Genomic DNA, 13,096 nt, shown 5'->3' with positions numbered 1-13,096 from the left:
AATAGAACCAGGAAAAAACCAAATGAGAAAGAAAAAAAAACCGTCCCAAAAACTTGTTTTGAGACGGCCTCTTTTTTTGTTTATTAGGGTTCAATTTTTTTCATTCAATTGTAATCATTTTTCCTTTTTGTTACCAATTGGTAAAATGTGTGTAAATCTTTCTGTTAAAAACTGTCAGAAATCATAAAATCTACACGTTTAGAGCAGGTGAATTTTAGTATATTTGAACCAATCTTTAAAAAGATATTAATTTAAGATGAATATGAGATTTTTTAGAAATTACCTTTTGCTTCCCACATTATTGATTCTTTCAATGGGTGTTTCTTTTGCTGATGAGAAGGATAAGCAAGAAGAAGGATATCAGTTTACAGATTTGAAAATTTTGCCAGATACTCCGGTTAAAAACCAAAATAGATCTGGCACATGTTGGTCATTTTCAGGAATTGGGTTTCTAGAAGCAGAGATGCTTCGTTTGGGAAAGCCAGAGGTTGATTTATCTGAGATGTTTATTGTTTGGCATACTTATGATGAAAAAGCAGTCAAGAGTGTTCGTTTACACGGAAATTTGAATTTTGCTGCAGGAGGTGCTTTTCATGATGTAACCAATATGATTAAAAAGTATGGAATTGTTCCTGAACAAATTTATACGGGTCTAAATTATGGTGAAGAAATGCATGTGCATGGCGAAATGGATCGGGTTTTGAAAGATCAGGTTGATGCTGTTATTCTTAATAGAAATAAGAAATTAAGCACTGCTTGGAAAGATGCACTTCGATCAACATTGAGCTCGTATTTAGGCGAAATTCCGGAATCATTCGAATACGAAGGAAAGGAATTTACTCCCAAAAGTTTTGCTAAAGATTATGTGGGACTGAATATGGACGATTATGTGGAAATAAGTTCATACACCCATCATCCATTTTATAGTAAATTCATCATTGAAGTTCCTGACAATTGGATGTGGGACCAGGTTTATAATGTGCCATTGGAAGAATTAGAGGCGATTATCAATTATTCTATTGCAAATGGTTATACGGTAGCATGGGCAGCTGATGTGAGTGAGAAGGGATTCAATACCTCGAAAAAAGGAGTTGCTGTAGTACCTGAAGCTGATCTCGAAGAAATGAGTGATGCTGAAATTGCAAAATGGGAAGATCTTTCAGAAAAAGAAAAGGAAGAGCAACTTTATAAATTGGAAAAGCCAGGGAAAGAAAAGGTTATCACTCAGGAAATGCGCCAATTGGAATTTGACAACTATCAAACAACCGATGATCATGGTATGTTGATAGTTGGAACCGCAAAAGATCAAAATGGTGCTTTGTATTATAAGGTGAAAAATTCTTGGGGAGATTATAATGATTACGATGGATATTTTTACGCATCAAAACCATACGTTGAATATAAAACAATGAGTATAATGGTTCATAAGGATGCAATTCCTAAAGACATTCGAAAGAAACTTAACTTATAAAATCAAGCTCTCGGGAAACCGGGAGCTTTTTTTTGCTATTTATTAATAGTTCCAAATTCAGTTTCTATGTACCTAACAAATAAATAGTAAATACCAGCTGGATTATTGAAAGTAGTAAGGTTGCCATGAGTAAGAACCTTGAAATAATTAGATCAAAACCTTCTTCTCCTTTACGGGTGAAATAGTGATGAATAAAATATGCGAAGATTCCGCTGGCACCAACGAATAGAGAAATTGAATATCCTAATATACTTTCCTTGAATAATTCAATTACGCCTAGTAGAATAATAAATATAAGTGGTAAATGAATGAGAATATACCCGGTTAATTTCCCAGGGATTTTAAAGAGTTTCCATTCTTCCCAGTAAGCTGACTCAATCTCATGATTTATCAGGATTGTAGCATTGATAAGATAAATCCAAAAAAGAAATTCCTGCATGGTCGTTAAATTTGCATTTAAACAAATTTAAGACAAACAGATGCAAAAAGAAAGGCACCATGTAGAGGTGCCTTGTATAATAATTTAAGATAAAAAACTAAGAAGTGTGTCGCCTCGTAATCCAAGCCGAAGGGTTTCCAATGCTATTACTTCGTTGCTGGCGATATTTCCAAGATTTACGTTTGATCCCAGAAGTTTAATAAACCAAACTTGCTGATTTTTCAAAGGGGCTTCCCATAAAATGCGATCAGCATCAATTTCTTTTCGAATATCCAGAATTAATTGACTGTTTGCAGTACCATCATCGTTGTAGATGCCCATGTTGCCACTTTCTCGTGCTTCTGCAATGACTTTCCATGCGCCAGCCTCTAATTCGCTTTTCATCCATGAAACCCATTCCTGATTGCTAATTTCTTTACCACGAAGTTTAGTTCCAACTTCAGAAAGAACTGTAAATTCTTTGGAAAGAGATTGAATGTATTTGTATTTTTTGTCGTGTTCTATCGGTAAAACTCCGTCTGAAACTTCCGCGGTTTCAACACCACTTTCGCTGATAAAGCGACGAAAGTCATCAAACATATCCCTGGCGATAAATGCTTCAAACATGGTTCCTCCAAAATACGGACGAAGACCTGCAGACTTATACAGTTCAATTTTTTCTTTAAGACCCGGGGTTAATAAGCCGGTACCAAACCCTAGTTTTACAATATCGATGTATTCAGATGCTACATCACACATATTTTCTGCTTCCCTAATGCTTAGACCTTTGTCCATAACCATTGTCAGGCCAGATTGTCTTGGTTTTTGTGGTCGTTCGGGAATAGAAGGTAAGTTGAAGTTCATTTTTATAATTTGGTAGATTGATATTGTTTTATCAATTTTTTGATTGATTCGTTTTGAACGGCTTCCGGGTAATAATCAAACAAATCACTGTAGCTGTTAAAATCAACTTTTAGTGCTTCTTCAAAATATCCGGTAGCAGAAGTCTCATCTTTATTCTCTAATAGGTAAGCTGTTAGTCTGTAATTGATATCTGGGTCATCAGCAATGTATTGATGAGATTGCTTCAATATTTCGATTGCTTTATCCAATTTTCCTCGTTCGTATTGCATCTCGGAATAGGTAATCCAGCATTCAACATTATTTGGCTCAAGCATTGAAGACATTTCAAATGCAGATTCAGCTTGTTCGAATAATTTAAGCTCTTCACTAATTTTACCATACATCAACCAGAAATCCGGATTTTCTTCATCAAGCTTAATAGCTTTCTTTAAGAATGTTTGGCTTTCTTCAAGTTGCCCTTCCATCCACATAATTAAACCAGTACCGTACCAGGCATTCGCATTGTTCTTATTAAGTCGGATAGCCTTTTGGTAATTTACAAGAGCTTCATTGTTCCTGTCCAGATTCAGATAACACTCACCCAAGTAACAGTAAGCATCATCGTTGTCCTTATCTTTTTCAAGATATTCTTCATAACACTTAATTGCTTCCTCGTACTGGTCATCGTTTGATAGGGCATTTGCTTTATTGAAAAATGCTTGTTCAAAATCATCATTCAAAGCAAGCGAATAGTCATAAGCTTCTACTGCTTGTTTGTATTGGCCAAGTCGGTTGTAAGTTATACCTAAGTTGTACCAAACAGAACCGTTAAAGGGATCAATATCAAGATATTTATTGTAGTAGTATATACTTTTTTCAGCTTGCTGATCTTTGTCGTAATAATACCCAAGTTCGTATAAAACCAGCTCGTTTTTCGGATTGTTCTTACATGCCGCTAATAGGAATTCGATTGCTTTTTGGATTTCACCAGCCTGTCCAAGGGTTATGCCAATATTGTATAACAGTTCATCTTTATCTTCGTAGCTGTAGAAAATAGATTTTTCATACGCTTCAATAGCTTCATCAATATTCCCTTGCATAATCAGTGCAGATCCTTTAATCAGATGCACATCAGGATTACTGTCTTCAACTTGTTCTGCTAAACGAATAATCTCAAGCGTTTCTTCAACTTTTCCATCAACTAAGAGTATTTGAGATTTTTTTATTTGCAGAGCTATTGAGGAGGGATGCAATTCCAAACCATTATCAATAGCTTTTTGAGCAAGTTTAATTTTCCCCTCATCTAAAAAATAATCAGCAATCCCCTCAAATTCAAATACATCAAAGTATTTAAATTGATTGGAAGCCATCATTTTTTTAAAACGACCTACTGCTTCGTTAATTTCTTCACTTTCGTAAGATTCCCTAGCGTCCTCTTCCATAAATTATCAATTGCGGATGCAAATTTAATAATACTTTTCAAACTACTTATTCCGGTTGATGTTCTTTTCTTAAAAGGTCATTAATTGTTTTAACCGGATTGAAAGTCAAAATGGGTACTTCAACAAAAAGCGTGTTCCAGTCTGCCATTGCCCCATTCCATAAGCCAGGTAATTCCTGTGCTTTTAGCTCTTTTCCATCTTTTGATTTATAAGAAATAAATCCTGTTTTAGGATCTCTGTATTTTAGTAAATCGAATTTTTCACCCTTATAATTCTTGACTGCACAAACTAAATCAACCGGATTAAAGTGTGTTGCATTATTCGCAATTGATTTTTGTTGATCATTACCCATATCAATTTGGGAACTTTCGACAACTTGCAGAGATATTGATCCATCACTGTTTTTGGCCCAAAAAGGCCCGCCTCCAGGCTCACCTTCATTTTTAACCATTCCGCAAATCCTTATCGGACGGTTAAACTTACTTTTCAAGTAGTAATATAAATCTTCTCTTTCTGTATAATACTGATTACTGGGCGGTTTTACATTTAGTATGTTTTCAAGAAAATTCGAAGCCTCGGCAAAAAGGGCACTGTCAATCGCGTAATAATGGTGTGTATCCAGAATTTTCTGGTATTCAAAAATTTTTTTCTGGTAATTCAATAAAACTCCAGCCAGCGCTTTCTTGTATTTTATCGTTTCCTGCTTTAAATAATCAGGAACAACATTGTCGATGTTTTTGATGTAGATTACATCTGCATCCAGATCATTTAAATTATCTAGTAAAGCACCGTGTCCGCCTGGCCTGAAAAACAAGCTATCATCATTTTCCCGGAATGGTTCATCATCCATTGTTACAGCAATGGTGTCTGTTGACGGTTTTTGCTGGCTGAATGAAATAATCAACTTGACACCATATTCTTCTTCGTATAGCTGCTTAATTTGGCTCAAATGAGTTTGGAAAGCTGACTGATGTTCAGGTGACACCGTAAAATGGATTTTTACTTCACCTGTTTGGTTTTTTGCATAGCGAGCTCCTTCAACAATGTGTTCTTCGAAAGAAGTCCGTGTGCCATTCGCGTATTTATGGAAAAGTAACAACCCTTTTGGTAAACTTCCATAATTTAATCCCTTTTCTGTTAGCACAAGATCCAATACTTCCAATGGACTTAATTCCTGTACCGGCTTTCCTGCGATTTTTTCAAGTTCGTCGTAAAACGCGAAACTTTTCAGATTTTTAAAGAAATAAGATATTTCCTTGTCCTGCAGCACTTCAGATTCATCGGAACCTTGTTCTAACTTTTCTTTGGCAGAAAACAATGATTTGAACATGCGGCTGGCAGCTCCTGATGCAGGAACAAATTTTAAGAGTGAAATACCCTTTGATGACATTTTTTCAAAAAAATCAATAAACTGATTGGCTTGTTCATCATTAAGTTGGATAACTCCTTTGCCAACATTTGCCGCTTGAATTATTTCTAAATATGGAAAGCCTTTTTTAAAGTTGTCAAGTTGTTCAGATACGACAGAGGGGTCACTGCCGCGTTGCTTAATGAAAGCATTGTCTTCGTCACTAAATCTTACCATGCGTTTTCAGTTTTTATAAAATTAAAAAATAGGTGGTATAAAAAGAACCATATGAGAAGATGGCTGGTTTAAAGTTTTCAACAATTGTTAACAATCTTTAATCGGATTTTCTCTTTCAGACCTGTAAAAACCTAATTTTGTGAGATATTTTTCAATCATGAGTGAACGTCATTTTTCCTGGGGACATAGTAAGCGATACAATGATTTTCCGACTTATTTTAGAGATAAGTTTAAGCAACGGGTGCAAAAGGTTTCTGTTGATGCTGGCTTTAATTGCCCAAACAGAGACGGCTCTAAAGCACTGAATGGATGTTCCTATTGTAATAATAAAACATTTCAACCCGATTATTGTAGGCTTGAAAAAAGCATTGCAGAGCAGGTTGGGCAGGGAATAGATTTTTTCTCTAAGAATAAAAAGATTGGTCAATTTTTGGCATATTTTCAAGCATATTCAAATACCTATGCACCGCTTCAAGTATTGAAAGAAAGATATAGTGAAGCGTTGCAACATCCGAAAATTATTGGATTGGTTTTGGGAACTCGACCTGACTGTTTGAGTGATGATATCCTGGACTATCTGGAAGAACTATCCAAAGAAGTATATGTGATGGTTGAATTTGGTGTTGAGTCGGTAAATGATCATACGCTAGCTCATATTAACAGAGGCCATTATTTTGCGGATGCACAATGGGCTTTGGAAGAAACAGCAAAACGCGGAATTCATAATTGTGCACATCTGATTTTGGGCTTACCGGGGGAGAGCAGGAATGATTATTTGAATCAGGCAAAAGTAATTTCAGAAACCCCTGTTGAAAATCTTAAGCTGCATCAGTTACAAATTCACCGAGGAACAAGAATGGCTATTGATTTTGAGAACAACCCCGAAAACTTCAATATTTTTTCGTTGGATGAATACCTGGATTTAGTTGTTGATTACCTGGAATTGCTCCGACCATCAATTATTATTGAGCGATTTGTAAGTCAGGCTCCCAAAGATATGTTGATAGCTCCTCGATGGGGTATTAAAAATTTTGAGTTTGTAGCGAAGTTGGAGAAAAAGCTTGAAGAAAGAGATACCTGGCAGGGACGACTATATCAAGAGTAAGATAATAGTATGATTATTTATTGAAGATGGCGAAATGGACACTTCCATACTTTCTGGTTTCTGAATAATTTGGGAGCATCGAGAAATCATAATTTTTAGAATGCTCTAAAATAAACAAGCCACTCTCCTTAATTAAGTTTGACTTCAATATCATTTCAGGAATTTCAGAAAAACGAGGATGATCATAAGGTGGGTCGGCAAATACAATATCATATTGTTGAACGTCCTTTTGCACAAATTGAAAGGCGTTACCTTTGATTACTTTGACCCCTTTTTCACCAAGTTTTTCAACCGTATCTTTGATAAATTTGAAGTGGTTGTAATTTAGTTCAACTGCTGTAATATCAGTGCAGCCACGAGAGGCAAATTCAAAAGAGATACTTCCTGTTCCTGCAAAAAGGTCTAATACTTTTATCGTATCAAAATCAATCTTGTTTTGTAATATATTGAAAATGCTTTCTTTCGCCATATCTGTTGTTGGCCTGGCTTTAAAAGCTTTTCCCGGGTGAAACTGTCTCCCTCTGTATTTCCCACCTACAATTCGCATGGATATGAATTTAAAAGACAGTTAAATCTACTGTCTGGCAATTGATTGAAAAGATAACTGTATTGAAGGTCTTTTGATGCATCTACAAGTTTTATATGCTTAATGTATTGTCTGAATCGATGATAAATTGCCGATTTCTTACTGCATAATCCGTCCATCATGATTGGCGTTACTTCCGGGTCAATGTTTAGTTCTGTAGCCACATTTAGTGCATAGAACAATACATCGTCATCATTTTGAACAGCAAAAGAGTTTATAAATTTTAGCTTATTATCGTTAAGGTAAATAATCCAGCAATACTTTTCATGGATTAAAACGGCCAGTTGGTCAGATGGATTCCCTTGATTTAAAATACTCCATAAAAAAGGTCTGCACTCATGTTCAATTGGAATGTCAGAATACTTTTCTTCTAAGAAATTAGAAAGACTATTTGGAATACCATACAATAAAACATCATAATAGGGTGAGAGAGTTGTTTCAAGAATTTTTTCATTTTTTGTTTTACCAAAATTGATTTCCAATATTTGCTTTTTCTGGGAATCATTAATATACGGTGGGGGAACCATCGTCGAATTTTGACTTGAGTAAATAATTCTTGTTGATTTGTAATATGGCTTTAAAAAATCTTCTTCCTTAAATATTTCTTTCAACCGTTTTACTGATAATTCGGGAGTATTTGAAAGAATGGGGTGATGAACCAGGGAAACATATTTCTTTTGAATCCCATCCAATATACAAAAAGAAAGTCCATCCAGACTGAGCTGGATGGACAGATGATATTCTGATATAAAATTTAAATCAAAGGTTTCGTCTACCAAAGATAACTTTTGCATAGAATTGGTTATTCCCAGTTACCTGCATTATTGTTAGCTTCTTCGAGCGATCCAACTTTTAATCCTGGATATTTGCTATTTGTGCGTTTTGAGTCGTTTAAGTTAATAACCAATTGACGATCCAGGTTCTTAAGAATAGTATTGTTATGCGCTTTAGCCTCGAAAACAGGTACTTTAATACCAGAGCCAGTTGTAATAATTGTTGCTCCTAAATGAAACTCGGCAACAGTGTCAGTTACAGGTACCATTTTAAGTTGTTCAACGGGGAAATTAGATCCGAAAAGGGTGTCTAATACACTAATGCGAACAGTGTCGCGAATAATTTTACCTTTTTTGATTGCCATTTCTTCATCCCATCCAGCTTCGATCATACTATCAGTAAGCATACCAATTTTACGTACCAGAGGAAGTGAATCGTTTTTTACGAAGTTAATCAAGGTATCCCAGCTACCAGTAAATTGGCCATTAACATTTTTATAAGCCAACTGGGCTTTTCTGATTTCTTTCAAACGTTCAACGGTTGCTTCGTACCTTGCATCCTTTGCCTTTTCAAATTCTATTGGCCTTTCTACACTTTTAAAAATCAAAAAAGCAAGTACAATAGCAAGGACTATAAGAACGATCTGAATTACTGTCTTCATCTTTGTTTTTTTAAGATTAGTTTATGTTTGCATGCAAATTTATAAAAAAAATTAAATTACAATCTTTGGAATAGTTTTAATTTAGCGTTCAATGTTAAAAAAACACCTTCAACAACAACTACTCGGCAACTTAAATTTTACCCCAACAGAGGGGCAAGAAGTTTTAGCCGAAAAATTGGCTGAGTTTATAGTTGCTAACACAAATGATGCCATTTTTTTATTAAAGGGGTATGCCGGTACTGGTAAAACCAGCATGATGAACGCTTTAGTGAAGACTTTAGCTGCATTTAAATTTCAATCAGTGTTGCTGGCTCCTACCGGACGTGCTGCAAAAGTGCTATCATCTTATACAGGAAAGAGCGCTTATACCATTCATAAAAAAATATATCGACAAAAATCGTCAACGGATGGGATGGGGAAATTTGTGTTAGATAAAAATCTGCATAAGAATACTTTTTTTATTGTTGATGAAGCTTCTATGATATCGAATACGTCATCCGAAGGATCCGTTTTTGGAACAGGTCGGGTGTTGGATGATTTGTATGAATATGTATATAGTGGGCAAAATTGCAGAATAATTTTGGTTGGAGATACTGCTCAGTTACCGCCAGTAGGAATGGAAATCAGTCCAGCGTTGGATAAATCGGAGTTGGAACTTTACGGTTTGGAAGTGTTTGAACACGAACTCACTGATGTTGTCCGTCAGACAGAAGATTCCGGTGTATTATTTAATGCAACACAGATTCGCGAGATGGTGAATGATGAGTATTTTTTGCCGTCCTATTTTCCTATTGAACTGGAAGGGTTTTCGGATATCATCAAACTTAATGGAGAAGATTTGATAGATAAAATTAGTTTTTGTTTTGATCGCTATGGGGAAGAGCAAACGATGGTAATTACCCGCTCTAATAAACGAGCAAACAAGTTTAACCAGGGAATACGCTCAACTATTTTGTATAAAGAATCTGAGATTACGCCCGGTGATTTATTGATGATTGTGAAAAATAATTATTTCTGGTTGGGCGAAAACGAAAAGCTAGATTTTATTGCGAATGGTGATATTGTTCGTATTCAATCAATATATAATTATGAAGAATTGTATGGTTTCAGGTTTGCAAATGTGTGTGTGAAGTTTATTGATTACGACGATTTGGAAGTAGATTGCAAAATCTTTTTAGATACACTTTCAATAGAAACCGCTTCTTTGAGTTATGAAGACAACCAACGATTGTTTCAATCTGTTGCAGAGGATTATCAAGATATTCGTTCTAAGAAAAAACGATGGGAAAAAATTAAAGAGAACAAGTACTTCAATGCATTGCAAGTAAAATTCGCGTACGCTGTAACTTGCCACAAAGCGCAGGGGGGGCAATGGGATGCTGTTTTTATCGATCAGGGGTATTTGCGCGAAGATATGCTGGATCGGGAGTATTTACGATGGCTATATACCGCTTTTACCCGACCCGTCAAAGAATTGTATCTGGTGAACTTTAATAAAGAGTTTTTTGATGAATAAAAGACGGCAGCGAAAAGCTACCGTCTTTCGTATTGCATTTATTCGAATTTCTTGAGTATATCTTTTACTGCGTCTTTGTGAATGGTGAATCCCATCATTTTTAGTTTCACATAGTCTTCGCTAAAAAAGTAGTATCCGAACTCAGGAGCATTTTCATCGTTGTTTCTGGAACCAGATCCTGAATCTTTGATTAAGTACCAATCTTTGCCATCTTTTTTATAATTCTCTAAATAACCGACAAGGTGAATGCCATGGTCATCAGTTGTTGTATTATTCGCAAATCGAAATGCACGGGCATCTTCATTAATATATTCAGAAGGGATATCAAAATCAGGAACCATGGCACATTGAGTGGTTTTTAGAAATCCGGCTTCAGAAACATCGCCACCAATACTGATGGAATATCCATTGCGAATTGACTTTTTAATTGCATCCATAAATTCGTCTAATGGTACATTGTAATAATCCTCGCTGTGCCACCAATTGTCTGGAACAGTATATTCTACCTTTTGCCAATATGGCTTTTGTTTATATGAAAGAATTTCCACAAAATCAGAAGTATTTAGTTCTAAATAATTATTTAGGTAGGATTGTGGTGTGTATTTTTTACCATCAACATCGAAGCTTGCAGGGGGAGTTCCCATATAATGGTTCATGATATCGGCAATAGTTTCTAAAACTAATTTTTCATTCCATGCATTGCTTGTTTTTAATGAATTGAGGTAGTTTTTCATCTCAGCAGCCATTGTCTCATGATTGTGGAATTTACGTCCTTGAATGAGCCCTGTGTAAGCCGAGGCGGGCATCAATCCATACTGTGGGGCTAAACGTGCGATCGCGTTGCCTTCAGATCCTTCATCAAATACTGAATTGCCCCGCTCCTGAACGAATCTTCTCGCTTTCTCCAGGTATTCGCAATACACCATATACATTTCTGAAAGTTTAACCTTCTTGCCGTTCATCCTGTAGATTTCAGATTCGTAAAACGAAAGTGTTGAAAAATCCCAACATGATCCGGTGTTTCCCTGAGAAATAACCGGATTTGCCCAAACTCGCTTGTATAAGCTAACTTTATTGGGCAGATCGTAGCCACTTTGGTCCATATACAGGCGAGAATCTGGTTCTTCTGCTGACAATGAATCTTCAACAACGCGTATGTCTTTCAAGATGGTTTGGTAATAATAGCCTTCTCCTTTTGGTAGTGCCACTATTTTTGCTTTATCTGTATTTTGTCCGAATAGGTTCAGTGCAAAAACAAAGCTTGCTGCGAACACAAATAAATGTTTCATATTCTTCAAAATTATAAAGTTGTAAAATGTTGTTTTCAGGAAATTATTATTGGTTGTCCAAAAATAAAAAAATATCTGACTTTGAATTATGAGATATGATAGCTGTTACCATCCACAGCTTCTTCGGTGTTTTGAAAAATGGCTTTAGCTTCATTTAGAATAAGCTGAACAGATTTGTACCGTGACGAGAAATGTCCAATTAGAAGCTTACCAACATCTGCCTTTTTCGCAATCATTGCTGCTTGACTTCCTGTGGAATGAAAGGTGTCTTCAGCGATTGCTTTGTCAGAGTCCGCAAAGGTAGCTTCGTGATAGAGTAGGTCGGTTCCTTTGATAGTTTCTATAATTTTTTCGTTGTATTTTGTGTCAGAGCAAAAAGTATATGAACGGCATTTGGTCGGGGGGAGAACCAAGTCTTGATTTGGAATCACTGTACCATCCTTTCTGATAAAATCTGATCCCGCTTTGATGTTTTTTATTTCTTTTATTGGAATGTTATATTCCTTAATTTTTTCCTTGATAATATTTGGCTCTTTTGGATTTTCATCAAATCTGAAGCCGCAACATGAAATTCTGTGGTTTAAAGGAAAGGAAGTAATCGTCAACTTTTCATCATTAAAAATGATCTGGGGCTTTTTGAAATTTAAAGGGTGAAAAATGAGTTTGTAACTCATTTCAGTTGTTCCTAAAAATTTAAGTTGAAACTCAATGTATTCTTGCAGCTGTGAATGTGCATAGATATGCAGATCATTTTTTCGTCCCATCAATACCTGTGTTGATATTAATCCAATCAATCCAAATATATGATCACCATGCAAATGAGAAATCAAAATATGGTTGATTTTGGAGAAACTGATCTTGTTTTTTCTCAATTGCAGCTGAGTTCCTTCACCACAATCGATCAAAAAAAACCGCCCAAGTACATTGAGCACTTGAGCGGTTGGATATCTTGAAGAAGTAGGCATTGCTGAACTACTTCCTAAAATAGTTAGTTCAAAAGGCAATTGCATATTAAAGTTTGCCTTTCTCCTCTAATAATTTCTCAGCTTCATCTGCATCTTTTGTAATTAAAAGAACGGTATGAAGCATCGAAATGTGAATGAGGTGTTCAACATCTGGTTGAAGTCCGCAAAGAATGAAAGCACCGATAGCATCTTCGCATAGGCGATTCGCCACTAAAATTGAACTTAAGCCTGATGAATCAACGTAAGTGCATTCACTCAAATCAAGAATGATGTTTTTTTCACCTTCGTTCCCAAGCACTACCAACTCTGATTTTAATTCAGGAGCATTGTTGGTGTCCAGTTTTGTACTCAGTACCTTAACGACTGAATGATCTTCTTTTTTTGTAATCTCAAATTCCATGTTATGAAAATTACGAAAATTCAATGGAATTAGTCCAGTCT

Annotated in this window: 13 protein-coding genes; 3 read left to right on the top strand and 10 right to left on the bottom strand. The window is 35.7% G+C overall.

Annotation, left to right across the window (positions count from 1 at the left end):
- The first annotated feature begins 262 nt into the window (after positions 1 to 262).
- Complete coding sequence (locus ACUNWD_RS17255) at positions 263 to 1,471, top strand: C1 family peptidase (RefSeq protein WP_445589096.1); 1,209 nt, start codon at positions 263 to 265, stop codon at positions 1,469 to 1,471.
- A gap of 64 nt (positions 1,472 to 1,535) precedes the next feature.
- Here ACUNWD_RS17255 and ACUNWD_RS17250 read toward each other — a convergent pair whose 3' ends face one another.
- The 4 genes from ACUNWD_RS17250 to ACUNWD_RS17235 form a co-directional block, all read right to left on the bottom strand.
- Positions 1,536 to 1,910 (bottom strand): DUF6713 family protein, encoded by a 375-nt coding sequence (locus ACUNWD_RS17250; protein ID WP_445589095.1) that lies wholly within the window; start codon positions 1,908 to 1,910, stop codon positions 1,536 to 1,538.
- Positions 1,911 to 1,994: 84 nt separating this feature from the next.
- Positions 1,995 to 2,753, bottom strand: a complete 759-nt coding sequence (locus ACUNWD_RS17245) for a phosphosulfolactate synthase (RefSeq protein WP_445589094.1) — start codon at positions 2,751 to 2,753, stop codon at positions 1,995 to 1,997.
- A 2-nt stretch (positions 2,754 to 2,755) separates the two neighbouring features.
- Positions 2,756 to 4,174 (bottom strand): tetratricopeptide repeat protein, encoded by a 1,419-nt coding sequence (locus tag ACUNWD_RS17240; RefSeq protein WP_445589093.1) that lies wholly within the window; start codon positions 4,172 to 4,174, stop codon positions 2,756 to 2,758.
- 46 nt (positions 4,175 to 4,220) lie between these two features.
- A complete protein-coding gene (locus tag ACUNWD_RS17235) occupies positions 4,221 to 5,759 on the bottom strand; it encodes a DUF4301 family protein (protein ID WP_445589092.1) in 1,539 nt (512 codons plus the stop codon).
- Positions 5,760 to 5,898: 139 nt separating this feature from the next.
- On the opposite strand from ACUNWD_RS17235, the gene ACUNWD_RS17230 reads away from it, so the two are divergent.
- A complete protein-coding gene (locus tag ACUNWD_RS17230; RefSeq protein ID WP_445589091.1) occupies positions 5,899 to 6,864 on the top strand; it encodes a TIGR01212 family radical SAM protein in 966 nt (321 codons plus the stop codon).
- Positions 6,865 to 6,877: 13 nt separating this feature from the next.
- On the opposite strand, the gene ACUNWD_RS17225 is transcribed toward ACUNWD_RS17230, so the two are convergent.
- From ACUNWD_RS17225 to ACUNWD_RS17215, 3 genes are read right to left on the bottom strand one after another with little or no spacing between them, the layout of a single operon-like run.
- Complete coding sequence (locus ACUNWD_RS17225; protein WP_445589090.1) at positions 6,878 to 7,411, bottom strand: RsmD family RNA methyltransferase; 534 nt, start codon at positions 7,409 to 7,411, stop codon at positions 6,878 to 6,880.
- On the bottom strand, positions 7,399 to 8,244 hold the full coding sequence (locus tag ACUNWD_RS17220) for a DUF3822 family protein (RefSeq protein WP_445589089.1): 846 nt from the start codon (positions 8,242 to 8,244) through the stop codon (positions 7,399 to 7,401). The genes ACUNWD_RS17225 and ACUNWD_RS17220 overlap by 13 nt, the downstream gene beginning before the upstream one ends.
- 8 nt (positions 8,245 to 8,252) lie before the next feature.
- Positions 8,253 to 8,885 (bottom strand): hypothetical protein, encoded by a 633-nt coding sequence (locus ACUNWD_RS17215; protein WP_445589088.1) that lies wholly within the window; start codon positions 8,883 to 8,885, stop codon positions 8,253 to 8,255.
- A 91-nt stretch (positions 8,886 to 8,976) separates the two neighbouring features.
- On the opposite strand from ACUNWD_RS17215, the gene ACUNWD_RS17210 reads away from it, so the two are divergent.
- Entirely contained in the window at positions 8,977 to 10,401 is a 1,425-nt protein-coding gene (locus ACUNWD_RS17210; RefSeq protein WP_445589087.1) for an ATP-dependent DNA helicase, read from the top strand.
- 38 nt (positions 10,402 to 10,439) lie between these two features.
- Here ACUNWD_RS17210 and ACUNWD_RS17205 read toward each other — a convergent pair whose 3' ends face one another.
- The 3 genes from ACUNWD_RS17205 to ACUNWD_RS17195 form a co-directional block, all read right to left on the bottom strand.
- A complete protein-coding gene (locus ACUNWD_RS17205) occupies positions 10,440 to 11,690 on the bottom strand; it encodes a C1 family peptidase (RefSeq protein ID WP_445589086.1) in 1,251 nt (416 codons plus the stop codon).
- A gap of 86 nt (positions 11,691 to 11,776) precedes the next feature.
- Positions 11,777 to 12,700: a ribonuclease Z gene (locus ACUNWD_RS17200; RefSeq protein WP_445589085.1), complete on the bottom strand. Its 924-nt coding sequence runs from the start codon at positions 12,698 to 12,700 to the stop codon at positions 11,777 to 11,779.
- A gap of 1 nt (position 12,701) precedes the next feature.
- Positions 12,702 to 13,055, bottom strand: coding sequence for an STAS domain-containing protein (locus ACUNWD_RS17195; protein WP_445589084.1), 354 nt, complete (start codon positions 13,053 to 13,055; stop codon positions 12,702 to 12,704).
- Positions 13,056 to 13,096: the final 41 nt, after the last annotated feature.

It is taken from the genome of Sunxiuqinia sp. A32, from assembly GCF_052690465.1.
Note: the sequence above shows the minus strand (reverse complement) of the source record. Positions and strands in the feature narration are given on the sequence as shown.

Excerpts from the sequence above, each read along its gene's own strand:
- ACUNWD_RS17200 (WP_445589085.1), bottom strand. The coding sequence starts at position 12,700 with ATGCAATTGCCTTTTGAACTAACTATTTTAGGAAGTAGTTCAGCAATG.
- ACUNWD_RS17210 (WP_445589087.1), top strand. The coding sequence starts at position 8,977 with ATGTTAAAAAAACACCTTCAACAACAACTACTCGGCAACTTAAATTTT.
- ACUNWD_RS17220 (WP_445589089.1), bottom strand. The coding sequence starts at position 8,244 with ATGCAAAAGTTATCTTTGGTAGACGAAACCTTTGATTTAAATTTTATA.
- ACUNWD_RS17195 (WP_445589084.1), bottom strand. The coding sequence starts at position 13,055 with ATGGAATTTGAGATTACAAAAAAAGAAGATCATTCAGTCGTTAAGGTA.
- ACUNWD_RS17250 (WP_445589095.1), bottom strand. The coding sequence starts at position 1,910 with ATGCAGGAATTTCTTTTTTGGATTTATCTTATCAATGCTACAATCCTG.
- ACUNWD_RS17225 (WP_445589090.1), bottom strand. The coding sequence starts at position 7,411 with ATGCGAATTGTAGGTGGGAAATACAGAGGGAGACAGTTTCACCCGGGA.
- ACUNWD_RS17205 (WP_445589086.1), bottom strand. The coding sequence starts at position 11,690 with ATGAAACATTTATTTGTGTTCGCAGCAAGCTTTGTTTTTGCACTGAAC.
- ACUNWD_RS17255 (WP_445589096.1), top strand. The coding sequence starts at position 263 with ATGAGATTTTTTAGAAATTACCTTTTGCTTCCCACATTATTGATTCTT.
- ACUNWD_RS17235 (WP_445589092.1), bottom strand. The coding sequence starts at position 5,759 with ATGGTAAGATTTAGTGACGAAGACAATGCTTTCATTAAGCAACGCGGC.
- ACUNWD_RS17245 (WP_445589094.1), bottom strand. The coding sequence starts at position 2,753 with ATGAACTTCAACTTACCTTCTATTCCCGAACGACCACAAAAACCAAGA.
- ACUNWD_RS17215 (WP_445589088.1), bottom strand. The coding sequence starts at position 8,885 with ATGAAGACAGTAATTCAGATCGTTCTTATAGTCCTTGCTATTGTACTT.
- ACUNWD_RS17240 (WP_445589093.1), bottom strand. The coding sequence starts at position 4,174 with ATGGAAGAGGACGCTAGGGAATCTTACGAAAGTGAAGAAATTAACGAA.